At 61.1% G+C, this 23,385-nt stretch carries 18 protein-coding genes; 4 read left to right on the plus strand and 14 right to left on the minus strand.

What is annotated here, in order from left to right; all coding sequences use genetic code 11:
• Window positions 1-6: 6 nt before the first annotated feature.
• The 14 genes from ODQ19_RS11010 to ODQ19_RS11075 all read right to left on the minus strand — a co-directional run bounded on the left by ODQ19_RS11010 (window position 7) and on the right by ODQ19_RS11075 (window position 18,616).
• Window positions 7-1,728: a ShlB/FhaC/HecB family hemolysin secretion/activation protein gene (locus tag ODQ19_RS11010; RefSeq protein WP_330210031.1), complete on the minus strand. Its 1,722-nt coding sequence runs from the start codon at window positions 1,726-1,728 to the stop codon at window positions 7-9.
• Window positions 1,729-2,217: 489 nt separating this feature from the next.
• The gene (gene pgaD / locus ODQ19_RS11015; RefSeq protein ID WP_116666380.1) at window positions 2,218-2,694 is read right to left on the minus strand and encodes a poly-beta-1,6-N-acetyl-D-glucosamine biosynthesis protein PgaD; all 477 of its coding nucleotides are present in this window, start codon (window positions 2,692-2,694) and stop codon (window positions 2,218-2,220) included.
• Window positions 2,695-2,696: 2 nt separating this feature from the next.
• Complete coding sequence (gene pgaC, locus ODQ19_RS11020) at window positions 2,697-4,037, minus strand: poly-beta-1,6-N-acetyl-D-glucosamine synthase (protein ID WP_116666381.1); 1,341 nt, start codon at window positions 4,035-4,037, stop codon at window positions 2,697-2,699.
• Window positions 4,038-4,039: 2 nt separating this feature from the next.
• Window positions 4,040-6,043, minus strand: a complete 2,004-nt coding sequence (gene pgaB / locus ODQ19_RS11025; protein ID WP_330210032.1) for a poly-beta-1,6-N-acetyl-D-glucosamine N-deacetylase PgaB — start codon at window positions 6,041-6,043, stop codon at window positions 4,040-4,042.
• Window positions 6,044-6,055: 12 nt separating this feature from the next.
• Window positions 6,056-8,536 carry a poly-beta-1,6 N-acetyl-D-glucosamine export porin PgaA gene (gene pgaA / locus ODQ19_RS11030; RefSeq protein WP_330210033.1) on the minus strand — a complete coding sequence of 827 codons (2,481 nt, stop codon included), beginning with the start codon at window positions 8,534-8,536 and terminating at the stop codon, window positions 6,056-6,058.
• Between the two features lie 338 nt (window positions 8,537-8,874).
• Complete coding sequence (locus ODQ19_RS11035) at window positions 8,875-10,371, minus strand: YdgA family protein (protein WP_330210034.1); 1,497 nt, start codon at window positions 10,369-10,371, stop codon at window positions 8,875-8,877.
• Between the two features lie 252 nt (window positions 10,372-10,623).
• Window positions 10,624-11,256, minus strand: coding sequence for an NADH:ubiquinone oxidoreductase subunit N (locus ODQ19_RS11040; protein ID WP_330210035.1), 633 nt, complete (start codon window positions 11,254-11,256; stop codon window positions 10,624-10,626).
• An 81-nt stretch (window positions 11,257-11,337) separates the two neighbouring features.
• Window positions 11,338-12,780: an efflux transporter outer membrane subunit gene (locus ODQ19_RS11045; protein WP_330210036.1), complete on the minus strand. Its 1,443-nt coding sequence runs from the start codon at window positions 12,778-12,780 to the stop codon at window positions 11,338-11,340.
• On the minus strand, window positions 12,777-13,667 hold the full coding sequence (locus ODQ19_RS11050; protein WP_032878498.1) for an efflux RND transporter periplasmic adaptor subunit: 891 nt from the start codon (window positions 13,665-13,667) through the stop codon (window positions 12,777-12,779). The genes ODQ19_RS11045 and ODQ19_RS11050 overlap by 4 nt, the downstream gene beginning before the upstream one ends.
• A complete protein-coding gene (locus ODQ19_RS11055; RefSeq protein ID WP_003187469.1) occupies window positions 13,664-13,873 on the minus strand; it encodes a DUF1656 domain-containing protein in 210 nt (69 codons plus the stop codon). The genes ODQ19_RS11050 and ODQ19_RS11055 overlap by 4 nt, the downstream gene beginning before the upstream one ends.
• Complete coding sequence (locus ODQ19_RS11060; protein ID WP_330210037.1) at window positions 13,870-15,948, minus strand: FUSC family protein; 2,079 nt, start codon at window positions 15,946-15,948, stop codon at window positions 13,870-13,872. The genes ODQ19_RS11055 and ODQ19_RS11060 overlap by 4 nt, the downstream gene beginning before the upstream one ends.
• A complete protein-coding gene (locus ODQ19_RS11065) occupies window positions 15,945-16,364 on the minus strand; it encodes a MarR family winged helix-turn-helix transcriptional regulator (RefSeq protein ID WP_005783580.1) in 420 nt (139 codons plus the stop codon). The genes ODQ19_RS11060 and ODQ19_RS11065 overlap by 4 nt, the downstream gene beginning before the upstream one ends.
• Before the next feature lie 383 nt (window positions 16,365-16,747).
• Window positions 16,748-17,002 (minus strand): DUF2789 domain-containing protein, encoded by a 255-nt coding sequence (locus ODQ19_RS11070; RefSeq protein WP_330210038.1) that lies wholly within the window; start codon window positions 17,000-17,002, stop codon window positions 16,748-16,750.
• 33 nt (window positions 17,003-17,035) lie between these two features.
• Window positions 17,036-18,616, minus strand: a complete 1,581-nt coding sequence (locus ODQ19_RS11075) for a glycosyltransferase family 39 protein (RefSeq protein ID WP_330210055.1) — start codon at window positions 18,614-18,616, stop codon at window positions 17,036-17,038.
• Between the two features lie 181 nt (window positions 18,617-18,797).
• Between ODQ19_RS11075 and ODQ19_RS11080 the strand changes: the two genes are divergently transcribed.
• The 4 genes from ODQ19_RS11080 (at window position 18,798) to ODQ19_RS11095 (ending at window position 23,326) form a co-directional block, all read left to right on the plus strand.
• A complete protein-coding gene (locus tag ODQ19_RS11080; RefSeq protein ID WP_330210039.1) occupies window positions 18,798-20,960 on the plus strand; it encodes an outer membrane assembly lipoprotein YfiO in 2,163 nt (720 codons plus the stop codon).
• Window positions 20,957-21,661, plus strand: coding sequence for a DUF3142 domain-containing protein (locus ODQ19_RS11085; protein ID WP_330210040.1), 705 nt, complete (start codon window positions 20,957-20,959; stop codon window positions 21,659-21,661). Before ODQ19_RS11080 ends, ODQ19_RS11085 begins: the two co-directional genes overlap by 4 nt.
• A 107-nt stretch (window positions 21,662-21,768) precedes the next feature.
• Window positions 21,769-22,128 (plus strand): helix-turn-helix domain-containing protein, encoded by a 360-nt coding sequence (locus ODQ19_RS11090; protein WP_330210041.1) that lies wholly within the window; start codon window positions 21,769-21,771, stop codon window positions 22,126-22,128.
• Window positions 22,106-23,326, plus strand: coding sequence for a type II toxin-antitoxin system HipA family toxin (locus ODQ19_RS11095; protein ID WP_330210042.1), 1,221 nt, complete (start codon window positions 22,106-22,108; stop codon window positions 23,324-23,326). Before ODQ19_RS11090 ends, ODQ19_RS11095 begins: the two co-directional genes overlap by 23 nt.
• The last annotated feature ends 59 nt before the right edge of the window (window positions 23,327-23,385 follow it).

The raw sequence follows: 23,385 nt of genomic DNA on the forward strand, positions 1-23,385 counted from the left end.
GTTGAATTACAGGAAGAAATCCATGCGGAAGTAGATCGGCGCTTCGCGCTCGGTGACTACACCGGGTCTTTCTAACGAATGAGCAAAGGTCACGCTGGTGCTGACGTGTTTGCCACGGGCGAACAGCTCCAGGGAGTTGCTGGACACCCGGCCATGAACGTTGTCGTTGTAGCGGTCGTTGCGGATCACGCCCTGGTCGTAACCGACGCTGGCGCCGTATTCGAAGAAGGCCGGGCGCATCCAGTCGAGGGTCACCGGGCGCGCCCAGCGCACTTCGTTGCGCCAGTAGCCGCCGCTGTCGCCGGTCAGCAATTGGTCCTTGAAACCGCGCACCGAGGCCGAGCCGCCAAGGCTCATGCGCTGCGGCGAAAACAGCGGGTCTTCACTGCGTTGCCCGGTGGCCAAACTGCTGAAGCTGAACGACTCGCCCCACAGGCTGAACGGTTGCAGGTAGCTGACGGTGGCGGTGTATTTGCGGTAGCGCGAGTTCGGCTGGCGACGGCCTGCTGGGTCACGCTCGTCTTGGGCCTGGGCGTCGAGCAGGCCGATGCCGCTTTGCATGCCCAGGTCCAGGTTGACGAAGGCACTGCCGATGCGCCGCCCGTGGTTGACGCCCAGTTGCAGTTCACTGAGGCGGTTGCTGCTGGGCGCGGTGCGCACGTCGAGGATGTAGTTGTTGGTGCGCAGGTGCGCCAGGCCGACGTTGACCGAGGTCTTGCTGACGTCATCACGGTGGATCACCCGCTCGGCGCGCAGTTGGTGGTTCTGGTTGTCGCCGTCCTGCTTGTATTTGAAGCCGTCGGCGATGCCGTAGGTGCGGTAGTCGCTCTCGCTGTAGGTGTAGCTGAAGTTCCACCAGCCCCAGGGCACGTTGTAGTAGAGCATGGTGTTTTTCGAGGTTTTCTGGTGGTCGCTGATGGCATCGTGGCCGCCGCGCAGCATCAGTTGGTCGCCCAGGCCCAGCGGGCTGTCCCACTCAAGGCCAGCGCCCCATTGCTGCTCACCGGTGCTTTTCTGCCCGTCGTTATTGCGCGACAGGCTGGCGCGCCAGGGCTTTTGCGCAGTGTTCTTGACCACCACGTCGCTGCCGCCGATTTGCTTGCCGGGGGTGAGCTCCATCTGCGCTTGTTTGGACGGCAGGCGGTTGAGCTGGTCCACCAGTTGCTCGATTTCACGCAGGTTCAGCGCTTCGCCGACTTTGCCGGGAAAGGCCATGGCCAGCTCACGGTCGGTCACTGTGCTGCCATCGGCGCTGCGCAGGGCTTCGAGCTTGCCTTCCACCACCAGCACTTGCAGATGGCCGGTGGAGAGGTCTTGCTGCGGCAGGTAGGCACGGCTGGTAACCCGGCCTTTGCCGAGGTAGTAGTCGGTGATGGTTTTGAGCAGGTCGTTAAGCTGGGACACGCCCAGGCACTGGCCAATGTAGGGCTTGAGCAAGCGCTCGCGGTCGGGCACCGGCAGGCTGTCGGCGCCCTTGAGTTCGATGGTTTTGATCGGGAAGCAACGGGTGTCGGCAGGGGTTGCCGGGGCTTGGGGCTTGTCCGCTTTGCCGGGCAAATCCTGAAGCTCCTGGAGGCGCCGCTGCTGCTCTTCGAGCAGGCGATTCTGCCGGTCACGGATCAAGTCCTGATCGCCAGGCGTGGGGGCGGCGGATGCACTGTTCAGGCTCAGGCAGGTGAGCAGGAACGTGCAGAGAAGAAACCGAGTCCGTGGCAATAACGAAGACATGTTCGATCCATCGAAAATCAAGGGCCGCGAAACTAACATCGAACTTCCAGCTCGCCTAGAAACGGGCGACGTTGGGCCGTTCGCTGAAATAGTTTTCAAGCTATTGATTAATAAAGATAAATTTTCATCAAAAGGGCTAAGCCTATTCACCGGAAGTGATTATTCCGACAAGTGGCAGCGATTTTGATGGCAATTCGACGAAGGGTTTTTGATTGCCATTATTTAGCCATCAAGTTTCGTCGAGTTAGGTTAGTACCGAGGAAAGGGGAAAAGTTCGCGGGAGTTTTGTGAATTGGATCCCATTTATCGGAATTCCAACAAGAGGAGTGAACCACTGCAGGCTATGGGTGGAAATACTACCTGTGAGAGCGGGCTTGCCCGCGAAGGCGGTGTGTCAGTCACTGCAACTCTTACTGCACTACCGCTTTCGCAGGCAAGCCAGCTCCCACATTGGATCTTCATTGCTTTGAGCATTGCATTCGCTTAACTCTAGCCAATGCCCTTGTCTTTGTCGGGTACCAGGGTCAAGCCGGGGCGTTCGACGTCGCGGGAGACGTGGGATTTCACTTCTTCGACGCCGCCCTCTTCATCGTTGTGAATCACCAGCACGCCGGGGCGGCGCAGTTGCTCGAGGTCTCCATCACCCAAGTTGAAACTTTCACTCAGGTGCTGGTCGCTCAGCGCATTGGCCTCGGCACGGCGCTGGGCGAATTTGCGCCCGCGATGCTGCTGATAGCGCGCCCAGCTGATCAGGATCAGCGCATTGAACAGCGCAATCCACAGGTAAACCTGCAAGGTGTTGAGCGCAGCAAAGATAGGCGCCTCAATGCGTGGGCCCCCGTGGGTTTCAAGCATGGCGCTGATGCCTCGCGCCAGCAGCCAAATCAACCCCCCCCAGGCCAGCAGGGTCAGCAGCACATCGACGATCCACATCAGTGTGTTTTGGCGAGTTCTGACCAGTTTCATGCTCACGCCTCCTCTTGGGCAGGTTTGATACCACGGTCCGGGCTGACCCAGCGTGCGCGTTTTTGATGCTGGTTGAACAACACCTTGGGAAAGCTGACCAGGGTGGTGAACAGGCTCACCAGCCAGAACACCATCGGGTACCACACGGTCCAGAACAGGGTTTTCCACAGGTCTTTTTCGTAGCGCCGGTCGATCAGGATGCTGACCGCAAACTGCAGCAGGCACACCATCGCCAGCACCAGGCCGGTAAACGCGGGTGGCACCAACGAGTCCACGGTAATCGCCGCCGGCAGCGTGACGAATTTACCCACGGCCCAGAAGATCACCGACAGCAAGAAGGTGAAGGCCCAACCGGTGGACAGGCAGTATTCGAACAACAGCGGCCACAGGTAGCGATGACGCCATTGCCAGATGCCGCGAATATTCTTGAACAGCACTTCGGCGCCGCCCTGGGCCCAGCGCAGGCGCTGTTTCCACAGGCCGCCGACGGTCTCGGGCATGAGGATCCAGCACAGGGCGCGCGGCTCGTAGAAGATCGACCAATGATCCAGTTGCAGCTTCCAACTGACATCGATGTCCTCGGTGATCATGTCGGTGCTCCAGTAGTCGATGCGGTCCAGGGCTTTCTTGCGAAACGCCACCACCACACCGGAGACCGTGAAGATCCGGCCGAACACCCGCTGGGTACGCTTGATCAAACCGATGATCGAGGAGAACTCGCCCACCTGCACCCGGCCGATCAGGGTCGAGCGGGTACGAATGCGTGGGTTACCGGTGACGGCGCCCAAGCGTGGGTTGTCGAGCATCGGCGCGACCATGTAGGCGGCCGCGTTTTTGTCGAGCAAAGCATCGCCGTCGATGCACACCAGGTATTCGCTGCGGGCGGCCACCGCGCCCATGCGCAGGGCCACGGCTTTGCCTTGGTTCTGCGCCAGGTGCAGCACGCGCAGGCGTGGGTGTTGCAGTGCCAGGGCATCGAGTACCGCAGCGGTGTTGTCGCTGGAGCCGTCGTTGACCGCGATCACTTCGATGTTCGGGTACAACTGGCCGAGGGCCGCATCAATGGTGTCGGCGACGTTATCGCCCTCGTTGTAGCAAGGGATGATGATCGAGATCAGCGGCTCGCCGGCCAGAGTCGGCGCCGGCGTGTCTTCTTCCCACGGCCAGTGGCGTTCCCAGTGCAGCCAGAAATACAGGCCACCGGCGATCCACAGCGCCGACATGAACAACGGGTAGAAGAACACGAAGTCCATCAGGAACTGCCCGGTCACCAGAAAGATCAGGCCCAGGGGCAAGCCCAGTACCAGTGCCAACACGAATATAGCCAGGATTCTGTCGAACATGATCAAGGGTTCCACTGGTTGGAAAGGGCCGGACGTATGGTCTTCAAGTCCGGGGAGTTTTCCAGGAAGTTGTCCGGGTAGTAGCCGAAACTGGTAACGCCCTGGCGTTTGAGTACACCCATCCATTGCGCCAGTTGTTCAGCGCTGATATCCGGCGCGGCTGGGGTGCGCCAGTCTTTGGCTTGCAATTCGAAGACGGTTTTTTCCAATGCGCCGGGGCGTGCCTTGACCGTGGCCACCAGTTTTTCCAGCCAGGCATTGGAGTTTTTCAACGACTCACCTTCCATCAGCGGCATGGCCATGGGCGCCGTCCAGTCGTAGGTCTTAAGGAAGTCATCGAGGTTCTGCGCGAACCAGGCTTCGCTGCCGGGATTGAGCATCGGCTCGGCGAAGATATTGCGAGCAGTGAGTATCTGCGGGCCGCGAATAGCGCGGACCTTGCCGGTCAACTCGTTGGTGAAATCGATCAGGTAGCGGCTCTTGAAGCGAGTCCAACGCTGCATCACTGCAGGGTCGGCACGCAGCGCAGCGATATTGTCCGGCAAGCCCTGGGCAGCATAGGCCTTGAGTGCGGCGGGGCTGGCGTCTTCAAAGTCGCTCAGCAGCGCATCGTCGTGATACAGCACGCCGTCGATAGCACTGTTGCTGGTACGCGCCAGGTCTTCGTAGATCTCGCCGATGAGCTGCCGCACTTTCGGATCAAAGGGCGACAGGCGCTTGTATTGATCCGGATCGGTAGCAACCTTGCCGGTCTGCGGGTCCCAGCGGGTCACGCGTGGCAGCTTGGCGTCGAGGGCAAAACTGAGCACCGGCATCCACGCAAACACGCTGGCGTGGGCACGGGTATGCAACTGCCAGGAAACGCGGTTGAACAGGTCGGCGCGCATCGGCAGGTGGCGGTTGGGGAAGTACACCGAATGCACCAGGCCATCACCCTTGGGGTCGGCGTAGGCTTGCAGGAACACCGTGACGGCGCCCATGTCCACCACGCGCTGCACCAGCACATCGAGGTTGTGCGCTTGTTGGACCGGGTCGGGGTCATAAACGTGATCCAGGTCCACATGCAAGACGCGCAACGGTGCCTTGGCCTGAACCGAAACCATGCTGCTGGCGAAGTGTTCACCATCCGGGTCGGAGGCCACCAAAAAGCGCGGGCTGTTCATCAACTTGTTGGAATCATCCAACCCGTCGTCCAGCGTAAGCGCCATCTCATAGCCGTGTTCACCCACCACGGCCAGGGTGGTGCCATCGGCCGCGCCATACGGCCATACCCACACCCGTGGAGCCTTGCCAGTGACGGTACGAATTTTATTGGAGATGGCTGCTACGTCAGTACGCATCCGCGCCTGGAACTGCGCCTCGGTTTCATAGCGACCGGTCGCCGGATCATAGCGGCGCGTGGTGGCCGCTGGTTCGAGGTTGCCTTGGGGATTGGCGAGTATGCCTTTGTGATTGGCGTCGGTATGGGCGGCGATTTCCACCAGGCCCGATCGGGACACTTCACGAATCTGCTGCCAGGTCAGGAAGTCGCCCCGTGCCCGTGGCGTACCGGCGAAGTCCACCGGCTGGTTCAGCGGCGTGTCGATCCAACTGCCCACCGGCGCCAGCACGGCCGGCCAATTGTAGGCCCGCAGGATCGGCATCACGCGGGTGTAGAAGCTGGAATAGCCGTCATCGAAGCTGAGCATCACGGCCTTGGGCGGCAGTGTCGGCCCGCCCCGGCGCGCAGCAAGGACTTGATCCACGCTGACCGCCTGGTAACCGTTCTCGCGCAGCCAGGCCAATTGCTCGATCAAGCGCTCGGTACGCACCGCCACCACGGCCTGGTCAGGGTCGTTGTCCGAGACGTCGTGGTAGGCAATGCCGAGGAAATGGTTCTTCGGCCACGGCGCTTCGCTGGCCAGTGTCGGCCGCTCGGCAGGTGGAACGAATGGCGCGGGTTGCTGGGCGCATGCGGCGGCCAGCATTACACCCAGGACCAGAAAAAAACGGCTGAGGAGGGTCATGGTCAGGCTCTTCTAGAAACGGTAAGTGAGGTCCAGGAGCAGGCGCAAATCGCGTTCGCGCTCGCCGTCGTAAGGTCGGCTGACCAGGCTCAGGTTGGCGCCGGCTTCCAGCACGTCATTCCAGCGAAAGCGTTGGCCGTACCCGATCAAGCCGACGCCGCCGGTGGAGTAATCCTTTTGGCTATAGGTACCCGCACCGAGCTGGAACTGCTGACTCCACTGGGTTTCGTAGCGGTGATAAAGCACATGGTTGACGTTGACGGTGGGCAACACGCTGAAGTCGGACTTGGGGTTGAAGTAGATCGTGTCTTCCTTGCTGTTGCGGCTGGCTCCAACTTCCAGGCCCAGCTCTACTTGCACTTTGGGCGAGCTGTAGATGCCTTCGCGGCCGGTGAGCAAGGCTTCGACGCGGTCGTTGCCATCGCTGAAATGGGACGGGCTGACGGCCAGTTTCCACTCGCGGCTTTCGTTGGCGCGCCAGCGGATAAAACCACTGCCGCCGTTGGCCGTGACACCTTCATTCAACGCCCGCAACGGTGTGGTGTTGAGCAGGTAGCCAAGGCTGCCGCCGTACTGCCAGTGGTCGTTGATGTCGCGGGCGATCGACACGCTCGCGCCTTGTTTGGCGCCATCGCCATAGGAGTGGTTGGACACTTCGGCTTCGATGGTCATATCGCGGGTGCGCCGCTCCACGCCCACACGCTGCCAGCGGTGATGGCCGGTGCCTTCGGCGAAATCGGCAGTGCCATAACCGACACCGGCGAACAGGCGCCAGTCCTCGTCGATGGGCGGGGTGTAGATCACGCTTTCTATGCCCCAGTCACGACTTCCCGACACCGCGCCGGCCTCTTGGTTGTTGCCGCCACCGAAGCTTTTACCGGTGTAGGCTTCCACCCGCACTTCGGCCATGTCGTGGACGTCGCGCAAGCGTTTGAGGCGCTGTACCTGGCGGTTGTCCGGGGCGCGGGCAACGACGTCATCGGTAAGCAGGTCCAGTTGCCGCCATTCCTGCAGGTCCAACGCGGTGAAGCCTTGGGACATTTCCACCCCAATGTCACGGGGGCTCTGGTTTTCGGTCTCCTTGAGCGAGTCTTCAGCGCGTCTCGGCCATTCACGGGCACGGTACATTTCTGCCTGTGCCAAACGTACACCGATGCTGCCGGGGGCTTTGCTCCCCAGGTTTTCCAGGGCTTGTTCGCTGGCATTCAGGTCGGCGCCATAGGTACCGGCCTGGGCCGCCAATTGCTGGGCGTCCATCCATTCGTCGTTAGGGTTGCCGATAGGCAAACCCTTGAGTTCAACCCGAGGTTTCTCGGTGCTGGCCAGCTGCGTGGCGACCGCACGCGCCTCATCCACCTGATCGTTTTCCAACAAGGCGTAGAACAGGGCGGTGCTGTCCTTGACATGATCACCGACGTCGGCATCCGCTGCAGTCAGCGCCTGGCGATACAGCGGCGCGGCTTTTTCCGGCAGGCGCTGGTCGAGGTAGGATGCGGCGACCCAGCGCACGGCGTAGGTCGGCAACTGCACGCCTTGGGCGGTGAGCACTTCGTATTCGCGAATCACCTCAGCAGTGCGTGCCCGGGCCTTGAGTGCCCCAAGCCGGTCGATACGCCAGCGCACGACGTCGTCGTGAGCAGTGGCGTCCGGGGCCCAACGGCTGATCAGCTTGTCGTAATCCTGCAGGGCGCGATCGGCGATGACGTAGCGTTCTTTTTCGGTACGCGTAGCGAACTCGGCCATGCGCACACGCTCGGCGGCAAGGTCGCCTTCGAGGCGGCGCTGGGTGACTGCATCCACCAGGCCCGGGCGCCTGGCCGACAAGCGCAGGGCGGCTTCCGGCAGGCGAGCCTTTTGCAGGGCGACGATGTATTCACGGGCCACTTCCGGCTTGTCGCCGGCACGGATAAAGGCTTGGTCGAACTCGAACAAGGCGTCGTAATTCAAGCCGGCGCGTGTCAGCGCATAACCCAGGGCCATGCGGCGGTCCGGGTCATTGGGTTGCGCCGCCACCATCGTGCGCAAGCGTTGCACCGCCTCGTTGGCTTTGCCGCCATCGGCCTGGGTGAGGGCATGGCCTAATTGCAGGTTGATATTATTCGGCTCACGCAAAAGCGCCTGGCGATAGACCGCTTCGGCCTGAGCCCATTGTTTTTGATCGCGATAGGTGCGCGCCACCGTGGCAAGTGCCTGGGTGGTGAGGTTGCGGTGCTTGCCTTGTGCTTCGTACACCTTGAGCACTTCGTCGTCTTGCCCGGCCCAACCGGCAATCACCAGGTGGTCACTGACCTGGCCTGGGGTTTGGCGTTCGGCAGACAGTTGGCGCAGTTGGGTCAGAGCCGGTGTGAAGTGACCGTTGCGGGCCTGGATGATCAGGGCATCGTAGGCGGGATCGGCAAACGCAAGGCCAGGGGCCAGCAATTGGCTGCACAGGGCGGCCCCGATAAGCAGACGCAACCGGCCTGAAGCACTGTAGGGGAGGTTTCGCAGCATATCGTGAGCTTCCTTACACACGGAAAGCCCTAACGATAGATGGTCCTGAGCGAAACGCATCAGGGTGTCGGCGTCTCGGGACCCGACCTAGCTTTCCTGGAGGAACTATCTCTTAGGGAAGTAGGGGGAAGCACAATTTCGAACAATTGTTCAGAATTGTACGATCGCGTTTTTTTGCCCTCACAAAAAACAAATGTGGGAGCCGGGTTTGTGTGGGAGCCGGGCTTGCCCGCGATGCAGGCACCGCGGTCGTTGAGCCAGACCGGGGCGATGCTATCGCAGGCAAGCCAGCTCCCACACAAACCAGCTCCCACATTTTTTTACCGCATTTACAACGCTTATTGGGCGCCGCTGACCGCACCGGCTTTGGACATCACAAAGCTGAGGAACTGCTCGACGGTCATCTTCTGGCCGTTGAAGGTCACTTCGTTGTTGGCGTAGTGCAGTTTGGAAACCACGTCGGTGCCCACCAGGGTCGCCAGTTGAGTGCCGACCGCCATGCTGCTGACCATCTCGGCCGCCATCTGCGATTGCTGTTCGATGGCTTGCGGGTCGGTCACGCCGCCCACCTGGGCTTGCAGGGCTGCCACGTCGCTGATCATCGGCTTGGACAGGGTCAGGTTGGCATCCAGCAGCGCAATCATCTGCTTGCCCAGTTCAACCGGCGGCAGCTCCATGGACGTCGGCTTGGCCAGGTCCACCACCAGGTTGAACTTGCTTTCGCCACGGGTGGTTTTGAGCGACAGGTTTTCCACGGCCAGTTGCGGCTTGGCGGCCAGCACCTGGTTGACGTTGGCTTCGGCCAGGGCTTGCTCGGCTTCGGTCATTTGCAGCTCCGGCACCGGTTGACCGGCAGCGGCGGCGGCTTGCACCGGTTGCATCTTGTCCTGGTAGAGCTTGGTCAGCACCAGCATCGCCGGGATGTCGACGTTCTTCATGCTCACGGCCATGGCGGCCGAGCCTACCGCTTTGCCCTGATAGCCGATCTCGTCGATCTTGTAGTCGACGCGGCCAGCCAGGTTGTTGTCCTTGGTTTCGCTGGAGTCTTTCTGCTCGAAACCCTTGAGGGTCAGCACGGCTTTCTGCGGGCCGAAGGTGACCTTGGTGTCGGTCAGCTCCACGGTGTTCTGGCCGGTGTAGAAACCGAAGGTGGTTTTTTCCAGGTTGCTGGCCACGGTCAGGCCGGCCAGTTCCGCTTCGAACGGTGCGCCTTCGGCGTCCACTGCGGCAACTTTGAGGCTGTTCATAAAGCCTTCGGCCTTGACCTTCTGGCCTTCGGCGCTGCTGTCGAAGTTCAGGTTGGCGCCGGAGAAGCTCACCGAGGAGGTGGCGTCCTTGAATTCCAGGGGCAGCAATTCGACGTTGCCACTGACCGAGCGGCTATAGCCGATATTCGCCACGCCTTTGAGCGGCGACACGTCTTTGCTGGCGGCGAACCATTTTTCGGTGGTGGGGTTCTTTTCCAGTTCGTAGTGACTGGTGGCCATGACCGGCAGCCACTTGAGCGTCACCAGGCGCGAGAACGGCAGCGGGCCGTGTTCGATATGGTCGACGAACAGCAATTCGGGGTTCGGGTTGTCTTCGCCGAACACGCTGCCTTGGCCTTTGAGGCGATAGTGCGCGGTGCTGCTGAACACGCCACGGTCCAGGGACACCAGCTCCAGGGTCACGCTGCCATCGACGCCGGCCATGGAGGTCTGCAGTTCTTTATTGGCACTCTGGATAGCGGTTTGCAGGACCGGCTCCAGTTGTTTACCGGTGTACCAGGCACCGCCCGCACTGACGGCGCCGACGGCGACAACAAAACCCAAGAAAACAACGGCTGGCTTATTCATGAAGTGACCTGATCAAATCCTGTGAGAAGTGGGCTGTCTTCCTTGAACCCCGAAGGGGTTCCTGTAGCAGCGAGCTTGCTCGCGAAGAACGCATAGGCACCGCGTTTATCCAAAATGCACGCGTTATCGTTGGCGTCTTTCGCGAGCAAGCTCGCCCCTACAGTCGTGGCCCGTGTGGCCAAAGGCTGGGGAAGATTAGCACTGGCGGGCGTAAACGGCCCAGCCTTTCAGAGGGATCAGTTCAGCAGGAGTTCAGGAGTACTCCTGTTCGACTTCATCCAACTGGTGATCAAAACTCCTCAAGCGTGCGGTCCAGGTGTACACCAACACCTCGAACTCGCGGTGTATCACGGCATTGCCGGGGGTGTCGGCCTTGGGGTCGCAAAAGTCCAGCTGGTAGCGCTCGCGGGCCATTTGCGTGGCGACATCGGACAATTCCCGCGCGTTATCCAGCCAGTGCCTACCGTCTGCGACCTGTCGATCCAGCAGTACGCACTGTTTTTTCAGGACTTCGAGGCTTTTTTCCAGCGGCGTGCCGGTGAGGTCGCCCATGACCTCCTGGAACGTGCGCCCCGGCTGCCAGTAGCTGCCCCAGAAATAACGGTCGAATACGGTTTCGACGCGGCGCAGGGCAACCTTGGTGTCCCAGATCGCCACGCGGGTCTTGCCTTGCTCGAGGAGCTTTTTCTTCACCCGCTGGTTTTGATACGACGCCCAGGCCACCACGCCGATGGACAAGGTGCCGATCACCAGGCAGGCGCTGTCCAGGAACACCATGGCCTTGTCGAGTTGATGGGCGAGCATGACACCGTAGAAATACGCGGCCGATAACAATACCAGTGCGAAGAGCACGCACCAGAAAGCGGGAGCATAAGGGTTTTTCATTATTGGAATCCCCATGAGCAAACGCGAGCTTTGTCGGGTGAGACGTCACGGCGCCTCACCTGACAAAGCATAGCAATCACCTCACGGTTTGCCGGGTTTTACCCCTTGCGTTCGTCCGCTTTCCCAGCCGCCGCCCAGGGCCAGGAACAGATCGATCTGGCTCATGGCAACCTGGGTGTTGGCCGCCGCCAATTGCGCGCGCATATCGGTGTAGGTGCGCGTGGCTTGCAGGTCGGCCAGGAACGACTCGCGGCCGGCCTGGAAGAAGCGGTGGGTCTGGCCTGCCGCCTCTTTCGCCGACTGTTCGGCTTCGGCCAGGGCGTCGCGGCGCTGCAACACCGCGGTGTATTGCGCCAGGCCGGTCTGGGTTTCGCGGATGGCGTTGAGTACCACGCCGTCGAAGTGGGCCAGGGCGCCCTGGGTCGCGGCTTCAGCTTCATGCACGCGGGCGCGGGCACCGTTGGTCGGTACCGTCCAGCTGATCATCGGGCCAAAGCCCCAGCGGTTGGTGGCAGGCGTGCCGAGGTTTTCCAGCAAGCCGACGGTGCCGATCGTGGCGCCGATGCTGATATCCGGGTACAGCGCGCCGGTGGCCACGCCGATACGTGCGGTCGCGGCAGCCAACTGGCGCTCAGCCTGGCGCACATCAGGCCGGCGTTTGAGCAGCGTGGCGCCGTCGCCTACCGGCAGCAGTTGAGCGATATGCGGCAGCTCGGCGCAGGTGCCCGTGCCGGCTGGCAGTTGGTCGACAGGTTTGGCCAGCAACATCGACAGCCGGAACAGCGCCGCCTGACGCGAGGCTTCATAGCGCGGTATGTCGGCGCGCAGGGATTTGTATTGGGTTTGCGAGCGAGTCACCTGGGTCTCATCGCCGCGCCCGGCATCTCGCAGGCGCTGGGTCAGTTTGGTGCTCTGGGCTTGCAGGTCGAGGGACTCGTTGGCAATCGCCAGTTCTTCGTTGGCCGCGCATACCTGGGTATAGGAACGCACCACATCGGCCACCAGAGTAATGCGGGCGATATCCGCCGCGGCCTGAGTGGCATCGGCGCTGGCCTGGGCGCTTTCGATGCCACGCTGCAAGGTGCCGAACAGGTCGAATTGATAGGACGTGGTAATCCCGACGCTACCGATATTGCCCACCGGGACTTTGTCCGGCAGCAAGAAGGCCTCGCCAGATTCTTGCAAACGCTGGGCCTCGGCCTTGACGCCGGCACTCCAGCCGCCAGCGGATTCGGCTTGCTGCACCTGGTAACGCGAACGCTGCAAGTTGGCGGCGGCCACGCGCAGGTCAGTGTTGGAGGCCATGGCCTGTTGCACCAGCTGGTCCAGGCGCGCGTCTTTGTACAGCTTCCACCAATCGGCCGGCACCGGCGCCGAGACCACATTGCTGCCCTCGCCCATGATCGGCCCTTGCAGGTCGCCACGGTTGACTGCGGCCTGTTCCGGCAGTTTGTAATCGGGCCCCACCACTTGGCAGGCCGACAGCAACAACCCCAGGGAAGCGGTTGCCAGAAGCCGCTTCATGGTTTGTCCCCGTCTTTGACCTTGTCGTCGATGATCGACACCGTCGCCGTGCGCCCGGCGATCATGCGAAAGTCCGCCGGCACATCGTCAAAGGCAATGCGCACGGGGATCCGCTGGGCCAGGCGCACCCAGCTGAACGCCGGGTTGACGTTGGGCAACAGGTTGGAGCCGCTGCTGCGGTCGCGGTCTTCGATACCGGCGACGATGCTCTGCACGTGGCCATGCAGGCGCGCGTTGTCGCCGATCACACGGATGTCCACGCCCATGCCGACGTGGATGCCGTCGAGCTTGGTCTCTTCGAAGTAGCCGTCGATGTGGAAGGAATTGCTGTCCACCACCGACAGCACCGGGCGCCCGGCGGTGACGAACTCCTGGGTACGCGGCGCACGGTCGTTGACGTAACCGTCCACGGGGCTGCGAATCACCGAGCGGTCGAGGTTGAGTTGGGCGGAGTCGACCGTCACTTGCGCTTCGGCCAGGGCCGATTGGGCGCGGGCGACGCGGGACTGGCTCTCTTCCAGTTGCTCGCTGGGCACCAGGTTGCCAAGGCCACGGTTACGCTTGTACTCGCGCTGGGCCTGGGCCAGGGTTTCCTGGCGGTCGGCCACGGCGGCCTGGGCTTGGCGCAGGGCCAACTTGAAGCGGTCCTGGTCGACGGCGAAGAGCACCTGGCCCTTGGTCACCAACTGGTTGTCGCGCACGTCCACGCGTTGGATCAGCCCGGACACGTCCGGGGCGATCTGCACGATGTCGGCACGGATGTGGCCGTCACGGGTCCAGGGCGCAAACATGTAGTACATGACCATGCGCCACACAACGACGACCGCGAAACTCACGATCAACAACGTCAGGACGACACGGCCGATAGTCAAAAAAGGTTTTTTCATGTCATCAAATATCGACTGAGTGAGTCCACCGCGCCCAGCAACAGCGCGTACAGCCCCACATTGAACAATGCCCGGTGCCAGACCAGGCGATAGAAGTGCATGCGCGTCAACAGCCCGTGCACCACCAGAAACAACACATAGGTAATGCCCATCAGCACCAGCAGCGTGGGCAGGAACACCCCGCTGATATCCAGATCACCGATCATAAAGGCGCTCCATCGGGTAGCGGCGCTTCCATTTCCGTGCCGCCAATGAATTCCACACCAGGCAACAGCGCCAGGCGCAGGCCGGCCAAGGCGTGCAGCAGGTGCAGGCGGGTGTCGTCTTCGTCTTGCAGGCCCTGGCCGTTGAGGGCGCGGCGCGTGCGGTCCAGGGTCATCAGCAGACCGCTGGGCGCGGGCAAGCGTTCACCCGCCTTCAGGCAGGCCTTGAAGTAACCGCCCACGCCCTCCACCACCTGGTTGAGCAATACCCGTGGCACACCGAGGATGCGTGGCGAGTAGGCCAGCAAGTCGAGCAGGTTCAGCGCCACGCGCAGGTCGCGCAGAGCGATGCCAGTGTCCTGCCCGGTGAGCGCCAGGCGCGGCAGGTGTTGCATCAGGCGGTCGAGCATTTGTGCAGCCATGTGCCGGTGCTCGGCCAGGGTGGCAGGCTCGGTGAGGCTGACGATGTCGCGCCAGCTGAAACGGGTGAGGCGCTTGGCCGCCAATTCAGCGCCGAAGGGGCGGGCGATCAAGGTCCACACAAACGCGAACAGCAGCCCCACGGGCCCGGCCAGGTTGACGTTGGCGAAGTTGAGAAAGTCCGCGTCATAGGCGCCCTGGATACTGATGAAGGACGACGTATTGACCAACGTCAGCAACATACCCAGATAGAAGCGTGGCTGAACCGTAAGGGTGCCGATGCAAATAAACGGCACGGCGAAGGCCAGCACCAGCATCGGGAAGTCATGCAGGTTGGGCAGCACCAGGAACAGATACAGGCTGGCAAACAGCACCGACATGGCGGTCCAGAAAAAGAACCGGTAGATCTGCGGCGCCGGGTCATCCATCGAAGCGAAGAAGCTGCAGGCGACGGCGGCCAGGATCACGGCGCTGCCGCCATCGGTCCAGCCCAGCAGGATCCACAGCACTGAGGCGACGATGATCGCGGTCACGGTGGAGAACGCCGAGTAGAACATCAGCCCACGGTCGAGAAATGGCGTGAGCCGGCCCAGGCGCCAGTGGCGGTAGACGGCGCGCCAGGTGTCCTGGCTCTCGCACTGGATGGCGGCTTGCAGGCTGCGACAGTCTTGCCACAAGTCGACCCATTCGCCGAGGCGGTACAGGGCGTTGGAGAACAGCAACGTGTGGCGGTCATCCAGCGCTTCGCCCTGGGGTTGGGCGGCGTCGATCTGGTCACGCAGCACACGCCAGCGTTCCAGGGGCGCTTGTTCAGTGGTGCTTTGCAGCCAGGCGTTGGCTTCCTCCAGCAACGGTTTGAGCCGGTCGAGAAACTCCGGTGCGCGATGCTCGATGGCGTACACCGCGTCATCCAGCGCGTCGATTACCGGCAGCAGATGAATCATGCGCCCGCGCAGTTCTTTGGTGTTGCGCACCGTTTGCGGCCGCGCGCCTTCGTGGGGCAACTGGCCGATCATCAACTCAAGGGTGTTGAAGGTGGCAACCATGCCGCCGCGCAGGTTGCTGACCGCTTCAGGGTCAATCTGGCGGGTGAGGAAGCGTTGGCTATAGACCTGAGCATCGCTGAACCACTTGGCCACCGAGCCATCGAACACCGGCATCAGGCGCCGTGGCCAGAACATTGCGCCCACCACCGCTGCGACCGCGATGCCAAGGAAGATTTCTTCGGTACGCGCTTCGGCCACGTCCCACACCGCCAGGGGGTTATCCACCACTGGCAGGGCGATAAGCGGCAAGGTATAGCCGGCCAGCATCAGGGCGTAATTATTGGCCGTGCGCAGGTGCATGGAGAGGAACAGCAAGGTGCCCGTCCATAACGCGATCACCACCACCAACAGGTAAGGCGACTGCACGAACATCGGCACAAACAGCACCGCCGCCGCTGCCCCCATAAAGGTGCCAATGGCGCGGTACAAAGCCTTGGAACTGGTGGGCCCGACAAACGGGCTGGAGACGATATACACGGTAGCCATCGCCCAGTACGGACGCGGCATTTGCATCAGCATGGCGATGTACAGCGCAATCATCGACGCGGCGAACGTGCGGACCCCGTAGAACCAGTCGCGGGCGGGCGGGAAGCCGGTAAAAAATCCGTTCAAGGCGCCACAGCCTCGGCCGCTTCGAAGGCGCGCAGCACGCGCAGTGCGGCTTCCAGGTCGGTGGGCGCGATATCCACAAGGACTTCCTTGCGCAGGCGAACCAGTTGGGCTTCTACCGCCTGCACCAGCTCACGGCCGCGCTCGGTGAGGCTCAGGGCCTTGGCGCGGCGGTCGTGGATGTCTTCGGTGCGGCATACGTAGCCGTCGCCGCACAGCCGATCGAGCAGGCGCACCAGTGACGGGCTCTCCATGCCGGAGGCCTGGGCTACTTTGACCTGGTGCACACCGTCACCCAGGCGGCCAATCATCAACAACGGCACGGCGCAGGCTTCGGAGATGCCATAGCTGACCAGCGTGGTCTGGCAGATCTTGCGCCAGTTACGGGCGCCCACCACCATGCTGCTGCTCAGGTTCATCTGAAGTTGTTCGAGGGATTGAGACACTGGATAGTTCGCATACAGTTAGTTTGCTAACTATTAATATGGTGGAGGGAGGAAGAACCGTCAAGTTTTGAAACAATTTATCGATGGGTGGAGCGATTCAGCAGCAACACTGCAGAACGAATGTGGGAGGGGGCTTGCTCCCGATTGCGATGGGCCAGCCACAGATGCATTTACTGACACGCCCTCATCGGGAGCAAGCCCCCTCCCACATTTGGATCAGCGTCGGATGCCCGGGCTATTTTTCAGCCCAAGGGACTGATGGAGATGGGCATAACCGACCAAACACATCGCGTAACCTCAGAAAAACCTCACTGAAGCGATTAAAGCCCAGATTTTTTCAAGTTTTAGCGTAACGGCTAAGTTTTTTGCACCCCTCGCCCACCCCGCAACATCAGGTTCAACTCATCCACCACCTCCGCCCAATCCGCATCCTCCAGAGTTTCCTCACGCAAAAACGCCTTCTGGCTATCTGTCCAGAAGAACGCCTCCGCCAATTTCAACTCCGGCTTGAGCGGCGAATGAGCGGCCACAAACTGATCAATGCTGACCGGGTCATCTTCCAACCCAAGCTGTTTGAACAACGACGGCAAGCTATGCACTGGCGATTCCATGATGAGCTCCTGATAGAGAAGGGTTAATCGAGTCTAGCGGCAACCCTCAGGTTGCGGCGCCGGCACCTTGCACAGCACGAACAGACGCGCCCGTGCGCCACCGCCGTCCTGGCGACTGAGCTCGCGCCAACCTTCGGGGAGCGGGGCGAAGTCGTCCGGTGCTTCATTGCTGCTGATCAGCCATACGCGCCGGGTATTGGCCGGTAATGCCGATAAAGAATCCAGATAGATGCGCCCGCCATCCTGATCTACCAGGGTGCCGAAGCCGTAGGCATTTGGCCGGGTCGACGTGCCGTCGGGTTTGGGCGGGGTGTGGAGCTGCAACTGGGCGTCAGTTTCGTCGTAGTACACGTAGCTGAGGTACCACATCATGTCGCTGAGGACGATGCGGTCGTCTTCCTGGTAATTGCGATTGACGAACTCCACCGGCACGTTGAATTGGTCGTGCTCATCTACCTCGAAGTTGTTCTTTAACCCCAACAGTTCTACGCCAACAAACAGTGCGAACAACGCCACGCCCAGCCAGGACAAACGGGACGGCAAACGGTCGATGGCAAGTGCCAGGACTATCGGCAGGCCTAACGCATACACCGTGAGGTAGCGCTCGATAAACACTGGCGAGATAAAGGACACGCCATAGACCAGCAGCAGCGGCAGCAGGCAAAACAGTGCCGGCAGGCGCGCCGCGCGGTTGCGCCAGGCCTCCAGAACAACCACCACGGCCAGCAGCAGGGGGAACAGCCAGAACAGCGGCGACCACAGGCCAAGACCGTCATCCTGCAACAGGAACTGCCAGACCATCGACGGCAGCGACAGCAGATTGACCGGCTCTTCCCAACCAATGTCGCCGCCGACTTTGAGCTGTTCGACGTGCTGCACCAGGTCCAGCAGGTTGGGCAGCCAGGGCAAATACAACAACACTATCGCTATGTTGGCGGCCCACCAGGCAGGTCGCGTAATCAAGCGTTGAGCTGGCGCCTGCAATCCCAGATACGCCCAATGCACCAGCACGCACAGCGCGGTGAAGTAGTGGGTATAGAACCCGGCGCTCATCAACAGCACATACACAGCCAAATAACGCGCGCGTTCAGGCTGCCTCACCCAGTACACCAGCGCCAGCGTGGCGCCCATTAACCACACGCCCAGCAGCGAATACATGCGCACTTCCTGGCTGTAGCGCACCGCCGTCGGCAACAGCGCCAGCAGGATGCCCGCCAGCACGGCCGCGCGTCGGGTGGACAGTTGCCGTGTCAGCCAGATGCCCAGGCCCACTACGGCCACACCGGGGATTGCACTCAGGCTGCGAATCGAGCCGATGCTATCGCCGAACACCTCGATCCAACCGCGCAGCAGCAAGAAATACAGCGGCGGGTGCACATCATGGGCCGCGTGAAACCACAGGTCGGCCAGGGCGTATTCGCTGAGTAACAGGCTTGAGCCTTCGTCGCCCCAGATCGCCGCCGAGGTGAGGTGGTAAAACCGCAGGGCCATGGCCAGCGCCAGGATCGGTACCCACCACAGACGGCTGAGCCAGCCGGCACCTTCCCAGGTCAAGCGATGGAAGGTCGGTAATGCTCCAACTTTTTCGTTTTGCTCTACCACAGACCGACGCACCTCAAATTCTCCCGGCATGACCCTGCTTGCCTATGCGCAAACACCGCCACTCTAGGCCAAAAGCCCTGGCCTCGCCGCTGGAATCGGACAAATCAGCAATTTGTGTAGGCCTTCAGCGAAGCACTCGTCGGATCAGGCTATTATTGCCCCTTCTCCAAGGACTCAGGATCAAGGAAACGTTATGCGCATCGGTTTGCTGTCACCTCTGGCCCTGGCCCTGTTGGCCGGTTTTTCCCTACCGGCCCAGGCCAGTTCTGACGACTCGTGCTACCCCGACTGGCGGGTATCGCGTGACAGCTACGAACCGTGCAGCAACCAGCCGTTTCTCAGCCCTGGTAACGACAGCCGGGTGAACCTGCGCCTGTTGCTGGCCGACAAAAAAGCCGCGCCCCTGGCCCCCAATGCCTTAGGCGAAGACGATTTGGCGCAAGGGTTCGGCCCGGTGCCGTTTCCGGTGTACCGCCTGGTGCCGGTTCCGGCCACGAATGAGGAGCCTGACAACAAGGCTGACGATTCACGCACAGCCGAACTCGACACGCTGCTCCAGCCCCTGGGCATCAAGCGCGAGGAGTACAAGACCGCAGGCGAAGCCTTCCTGAATGGCGAAGGCAGCCGCTGCCGCAGCAATGACGATGACAGCGCCACGGCGTTTATCAGCCAGGTGATCAAGGCCCAGATGCCGCCCGCCGAGCGCGATGTGTTGGTAAAAGCACGCCTGCAGTTGCTGACCACCTGTGATTGGAGCCGTCAGGTAGTGGACGCGCAGCTGACCCCGTCGGCCAACGCCCAGTTGTTCCGCACCTATTTGCAGGCCGCCGGCGATTTCTATAGCGGGCGCTTCGATTATGCCGAGCGCGGGTTCGCCGCTGCTGCCACCAGCGATGTGCCATGGCTGAAGGAAACGGCACTGTACATGACTGCGCGTACGTCGCTGAATCAGGCCCAGGCCGAAGCATTCGACGAATACGGCATGCCGCAACGCGAGCATGTGGATAAGTCGGCCTTGAGCGATGCCGAAGAAGGTTTTCTCAGTTACCTGAAACATTATCCACAGGGCGATTACGTTGCATCCGCCCGTGGCCTGCTGCGCCGCGTGCATTGGCTGGCGAACGACGACGCCAAGCTTGCCGAAGACTTCACCTGGCAATTCACCGAGGCCACCGACGCCCAGCGCAATGTGAGCGTGGACGAACTGGTGGAAGAGGCTGACCTCAAGTTGTTGATGGTCGGCAACCAAGCGGCGAACAGCCCGATGCTGCAAGTGGTCAGCGACCTGATGGCGATGCGCGCTCACACCCCGCCGCTGTTGAGCCGCGAAGACCTGGATAAGCAAAAGAGCACCTTCGTCACTGAGCCGGCGCTGTTTGACTTCCTGCAAGCGAGCTATGCCCTGTACGTCGAACACCAACCCGACGCGGCCTTGAAGCACCTGCCGGCGGATGTGCCATCGAGCCTGGATTACTTCGCCTTCAGCCAACAGACCCTGCGCGCCCTCGCCCTGGAGGCCAAGCAGGACTGGAAGGCCGCCGAAGCCCTGTGGCTGCAACTGCTACCGCTGGCCAAGCAACCGCTGCAACGCGACCAACTGGAGCTGGCCCTGGCCATGAACTACGAGCGCAGCGGCCAATTGGCCAAGGTGTTCGCTGCCGACTCGCCGATCAGCGCCAAGCAAGTGCGCTACATCCTGCTGCGCAACGTCGCCGGCCCCGACCTACTGCGCCAGCAGATCGCCAACGCCAGCGACCCGATCGAGCGTCAGAGCGCGCAATTCGTGCTCCTCTACAAAGACCTGCTGCTCGGCCAGTACGCCACCTTCGCCGATGACCTCAAGCAGGCCTCGCTCTCTGACGACAAACTCGGCACCAGCCTGGGCTACACCTATACCAGCGGCCAAACCTTGAAGCTGTTCCAATGGAACGGCGACAAGGCCGAATCCGGCTACGCCTGCCCAAGCATCGCGCAAACCGCGACGACCTTGCAGAACGAGGCCAAAAACCCGCACGCGCTGAACTGCTTCGGTGAATTCATCCTGCGCAACGGCCTGGACGGCATGCCGTTGGAACAACCGCGCGCCGCCGGCAGCCTGGGCAGTACCGACTCGGACTTCAAGGGTGAAACCTTCTCGCGCCTGGACGGCTACAAACAGGTGATCGCCAACGCCAAGGCGCCGAAAACCGACAAGGCCTACGCGTTGTTCCGCGCCATCAACTGCTACGCGCCGGCCGGCTACAACAGCTGCGGCGGCGAAGATGTTGCGCCAGCGGTGCGCAAAGCCTGGTTCCGCCAACTCAAAACCGGTTTTGCCGATACCCAGTGGGGCAAATCGCTGCAGTACTACTGGTGAAGTCGCTGTGGCTGGGCTTGTTGTTGCTGGCAAGCCCGGCTTTCGGCGCCGTCGACGCCCGCGACTATGACGCTTTCTGGCTGTGGAGTGGTGTCACGCCGCAGCCAGTGATCAAGCAGGCAAAAACCCTGTACATCCTGCAAGGCCAGATCAACTCCACCCGTCGCGCGCCCCAGCGCGGCGTGCAATTGATCGCCCAAGGCATCAGCGTGCCACGCATTAGCCACGGCGAAATCTGGGTGGTCTACCGCGCCCACACCTTGCACTGGCCGGAACAGGTCTACACCCAACTGCTCGGCCAGGTGCAACGCTGGCGCGACGCGGGTAACCCTGTGATCGGCATCCAGATCGACTTTGACGCCCGCACCCAGTACCTGCACGAATACGCCGACTTCCTGCGCGACCTGCGCCGACGCCTGCCTGCCGACCTGCGGTTAAGCATCACCGGCCTGATGGACTGGAGCAGCAACGCCGACCCGGCCGCCATCGCCCAGCTCAAAGGCGTGGTGGACGAAGTGGTGGTGCAGACGTATCAAGGACGGCACAGCATCCCGGATTACGCGGCGTACCTGCCACGGATGAACCGAATGGGAGTTCCGTTCAAGATCGGTTTGATTCAAGGCGGCGAGTGGGAGGCGCCAGGGTATTTGCAAGGGAATGAGTGGTTTCGGGGGTATGTGGTGTTTTTGCAGAACCCTTGAATCTTCCAAACATGGAAAAAACCGTCTATCAAACCGGTTTTCTTGCGTGTGGTCTTAGCGACTTGGATGATATAAGTTGCCCTTACTGCTTTAAGGGGTGATATATCATGCATGAAACAGGCAAGCCATACCCCCACAAAGGGTATATCTCAGAGAGAAGCGCTGAACTGATGAGAGGTATCGGGAACGGTATCGAAATAGCCCGCATTCGTCGCCGGTTGAAAATCTCGACCATATGCAACCGGGCGGGCATTACACGGCAGACGTATCAGCGGCTGAGACAGGGCGAGGCCGGCGTATCCCTCGGCGTGCTGATGAATGTGCTTAGCGCGATGGACCTGGAAGAAGGTATGGCGAGCATTGCGTCACCAGAACTTGACCAGGTTGGGATTACCATGAGCCTTGCCCGTGAGCCTGAGCGAATTCGCACTGAAGGAGAATCCGATGTCCTGGAAGCCGATTGGTAATGCCTTTGTCTTTTCAGCTCACTGCGTCGGTGACCCGGTCCCAGTGGGCGAAGTGGCCATGCATGGGAATGGATTCGTTTTTCGCTACGCTAACAGCTGGCTCGCGCGGCCCGACGCATTTGCGATTGACCCGCTTAGCCTGCCACTGACCCCTAACCAGTATTCCTCGACACGCATGTTTGGTGTGCTCGACGACGCAACGCCCGACAATTGGGGTCGGCGTGTTCTACTGGCGACCCACAAACAGCATCCACAAAACGAAGTTGAATGGCTCCTTGCTTCGCGGGGTGCGGGAGTGGGCTGCCTGCTGTTCAGTGCGTCAAGAAACCTGTTGCCGACTCTGCACCAACCCCCGCAATTTGAAGACCTTGAGAAAATCATGGTGGGCCTTGATCGAGTCGAGAAGGGTGACGTCCACCTGCCCGTGGAAATCGCACGGCTATTCGAGTTTGGAAGCTCCATGGGCGGCGCCAGGCCGAAGGTCACCGTGACTCATGAAGGCAAGGAATGGATTGCTAAATTCGGCCGTAGCGACGATGTTTTCGATCAACCACGTGCTGAATTTGCCAGCCTTCAAATGGCGGATGCGGCAGGTCTACCCGCAGCCGGGCACAAGTTGGTAGAGGTCGCCGGCAAACCGGTTTTGATGGTCGAGCGTTTTGACCGACATGAAGGCGCTGGTCGCGAGCACTATGTCAGCTGCAACTCTTTGGTAAGCACTGAGAAGCCGAGAATGCGGGTTGATGCGGCTGACGGTGCCGTTTCCTATTCCAGAATCGCCGATGTGTTGAAGAAGGTCTGCGACGATGCCACCTTTGACATGCGTGAGCTTTACAAGCGTATGGCCTTCAATGTGCTGATCGGCAATAGCGACGACCACCTGAAACAAACCGGACTGCTGCTGACCAGCGCCTCGGGCTATTCCCTTGCGCCAGTATTTGACGTGCTGCCCCACCCCACGCAACTAGGCTTGCAGGCGTTGATCATCGGGAATGAAGGCAGGGTATCGTCTGTCAGCAATTTGCTGAGTACGCCTGAACGTTTTGGGTTGGGGGCGGAGGAAGCAAGGGCCATCGTCACGGATATGTATGCCGTCGTGCGAGAAGCCTCCGGCTTTTTCGAAGCGGCAGGCTGTAGCGGTGCCGATGTGCGCATGCTTTCCAATGTGTGTACCCGGTTTGCAGTCGACCTCGTGTAGGGCGGCAACAGAGCGCCCCCTTGACGGGTGCGCGCCGCGGCAAATGTCACGTAAACGCT

Origin of the sequence: Pseudomonas sp. AM4(2022) (assembly GCF_036346515.1) — a bacterium.
In the GTDB taxonomy this organism is placed as follows: Bacteria; Pseudomonadota; Gammaproteobacteria; order Pseudomonadales; family Pseudomonadaceae; genus Aquipseudomonas; species Aquipseudomonas paracarnis.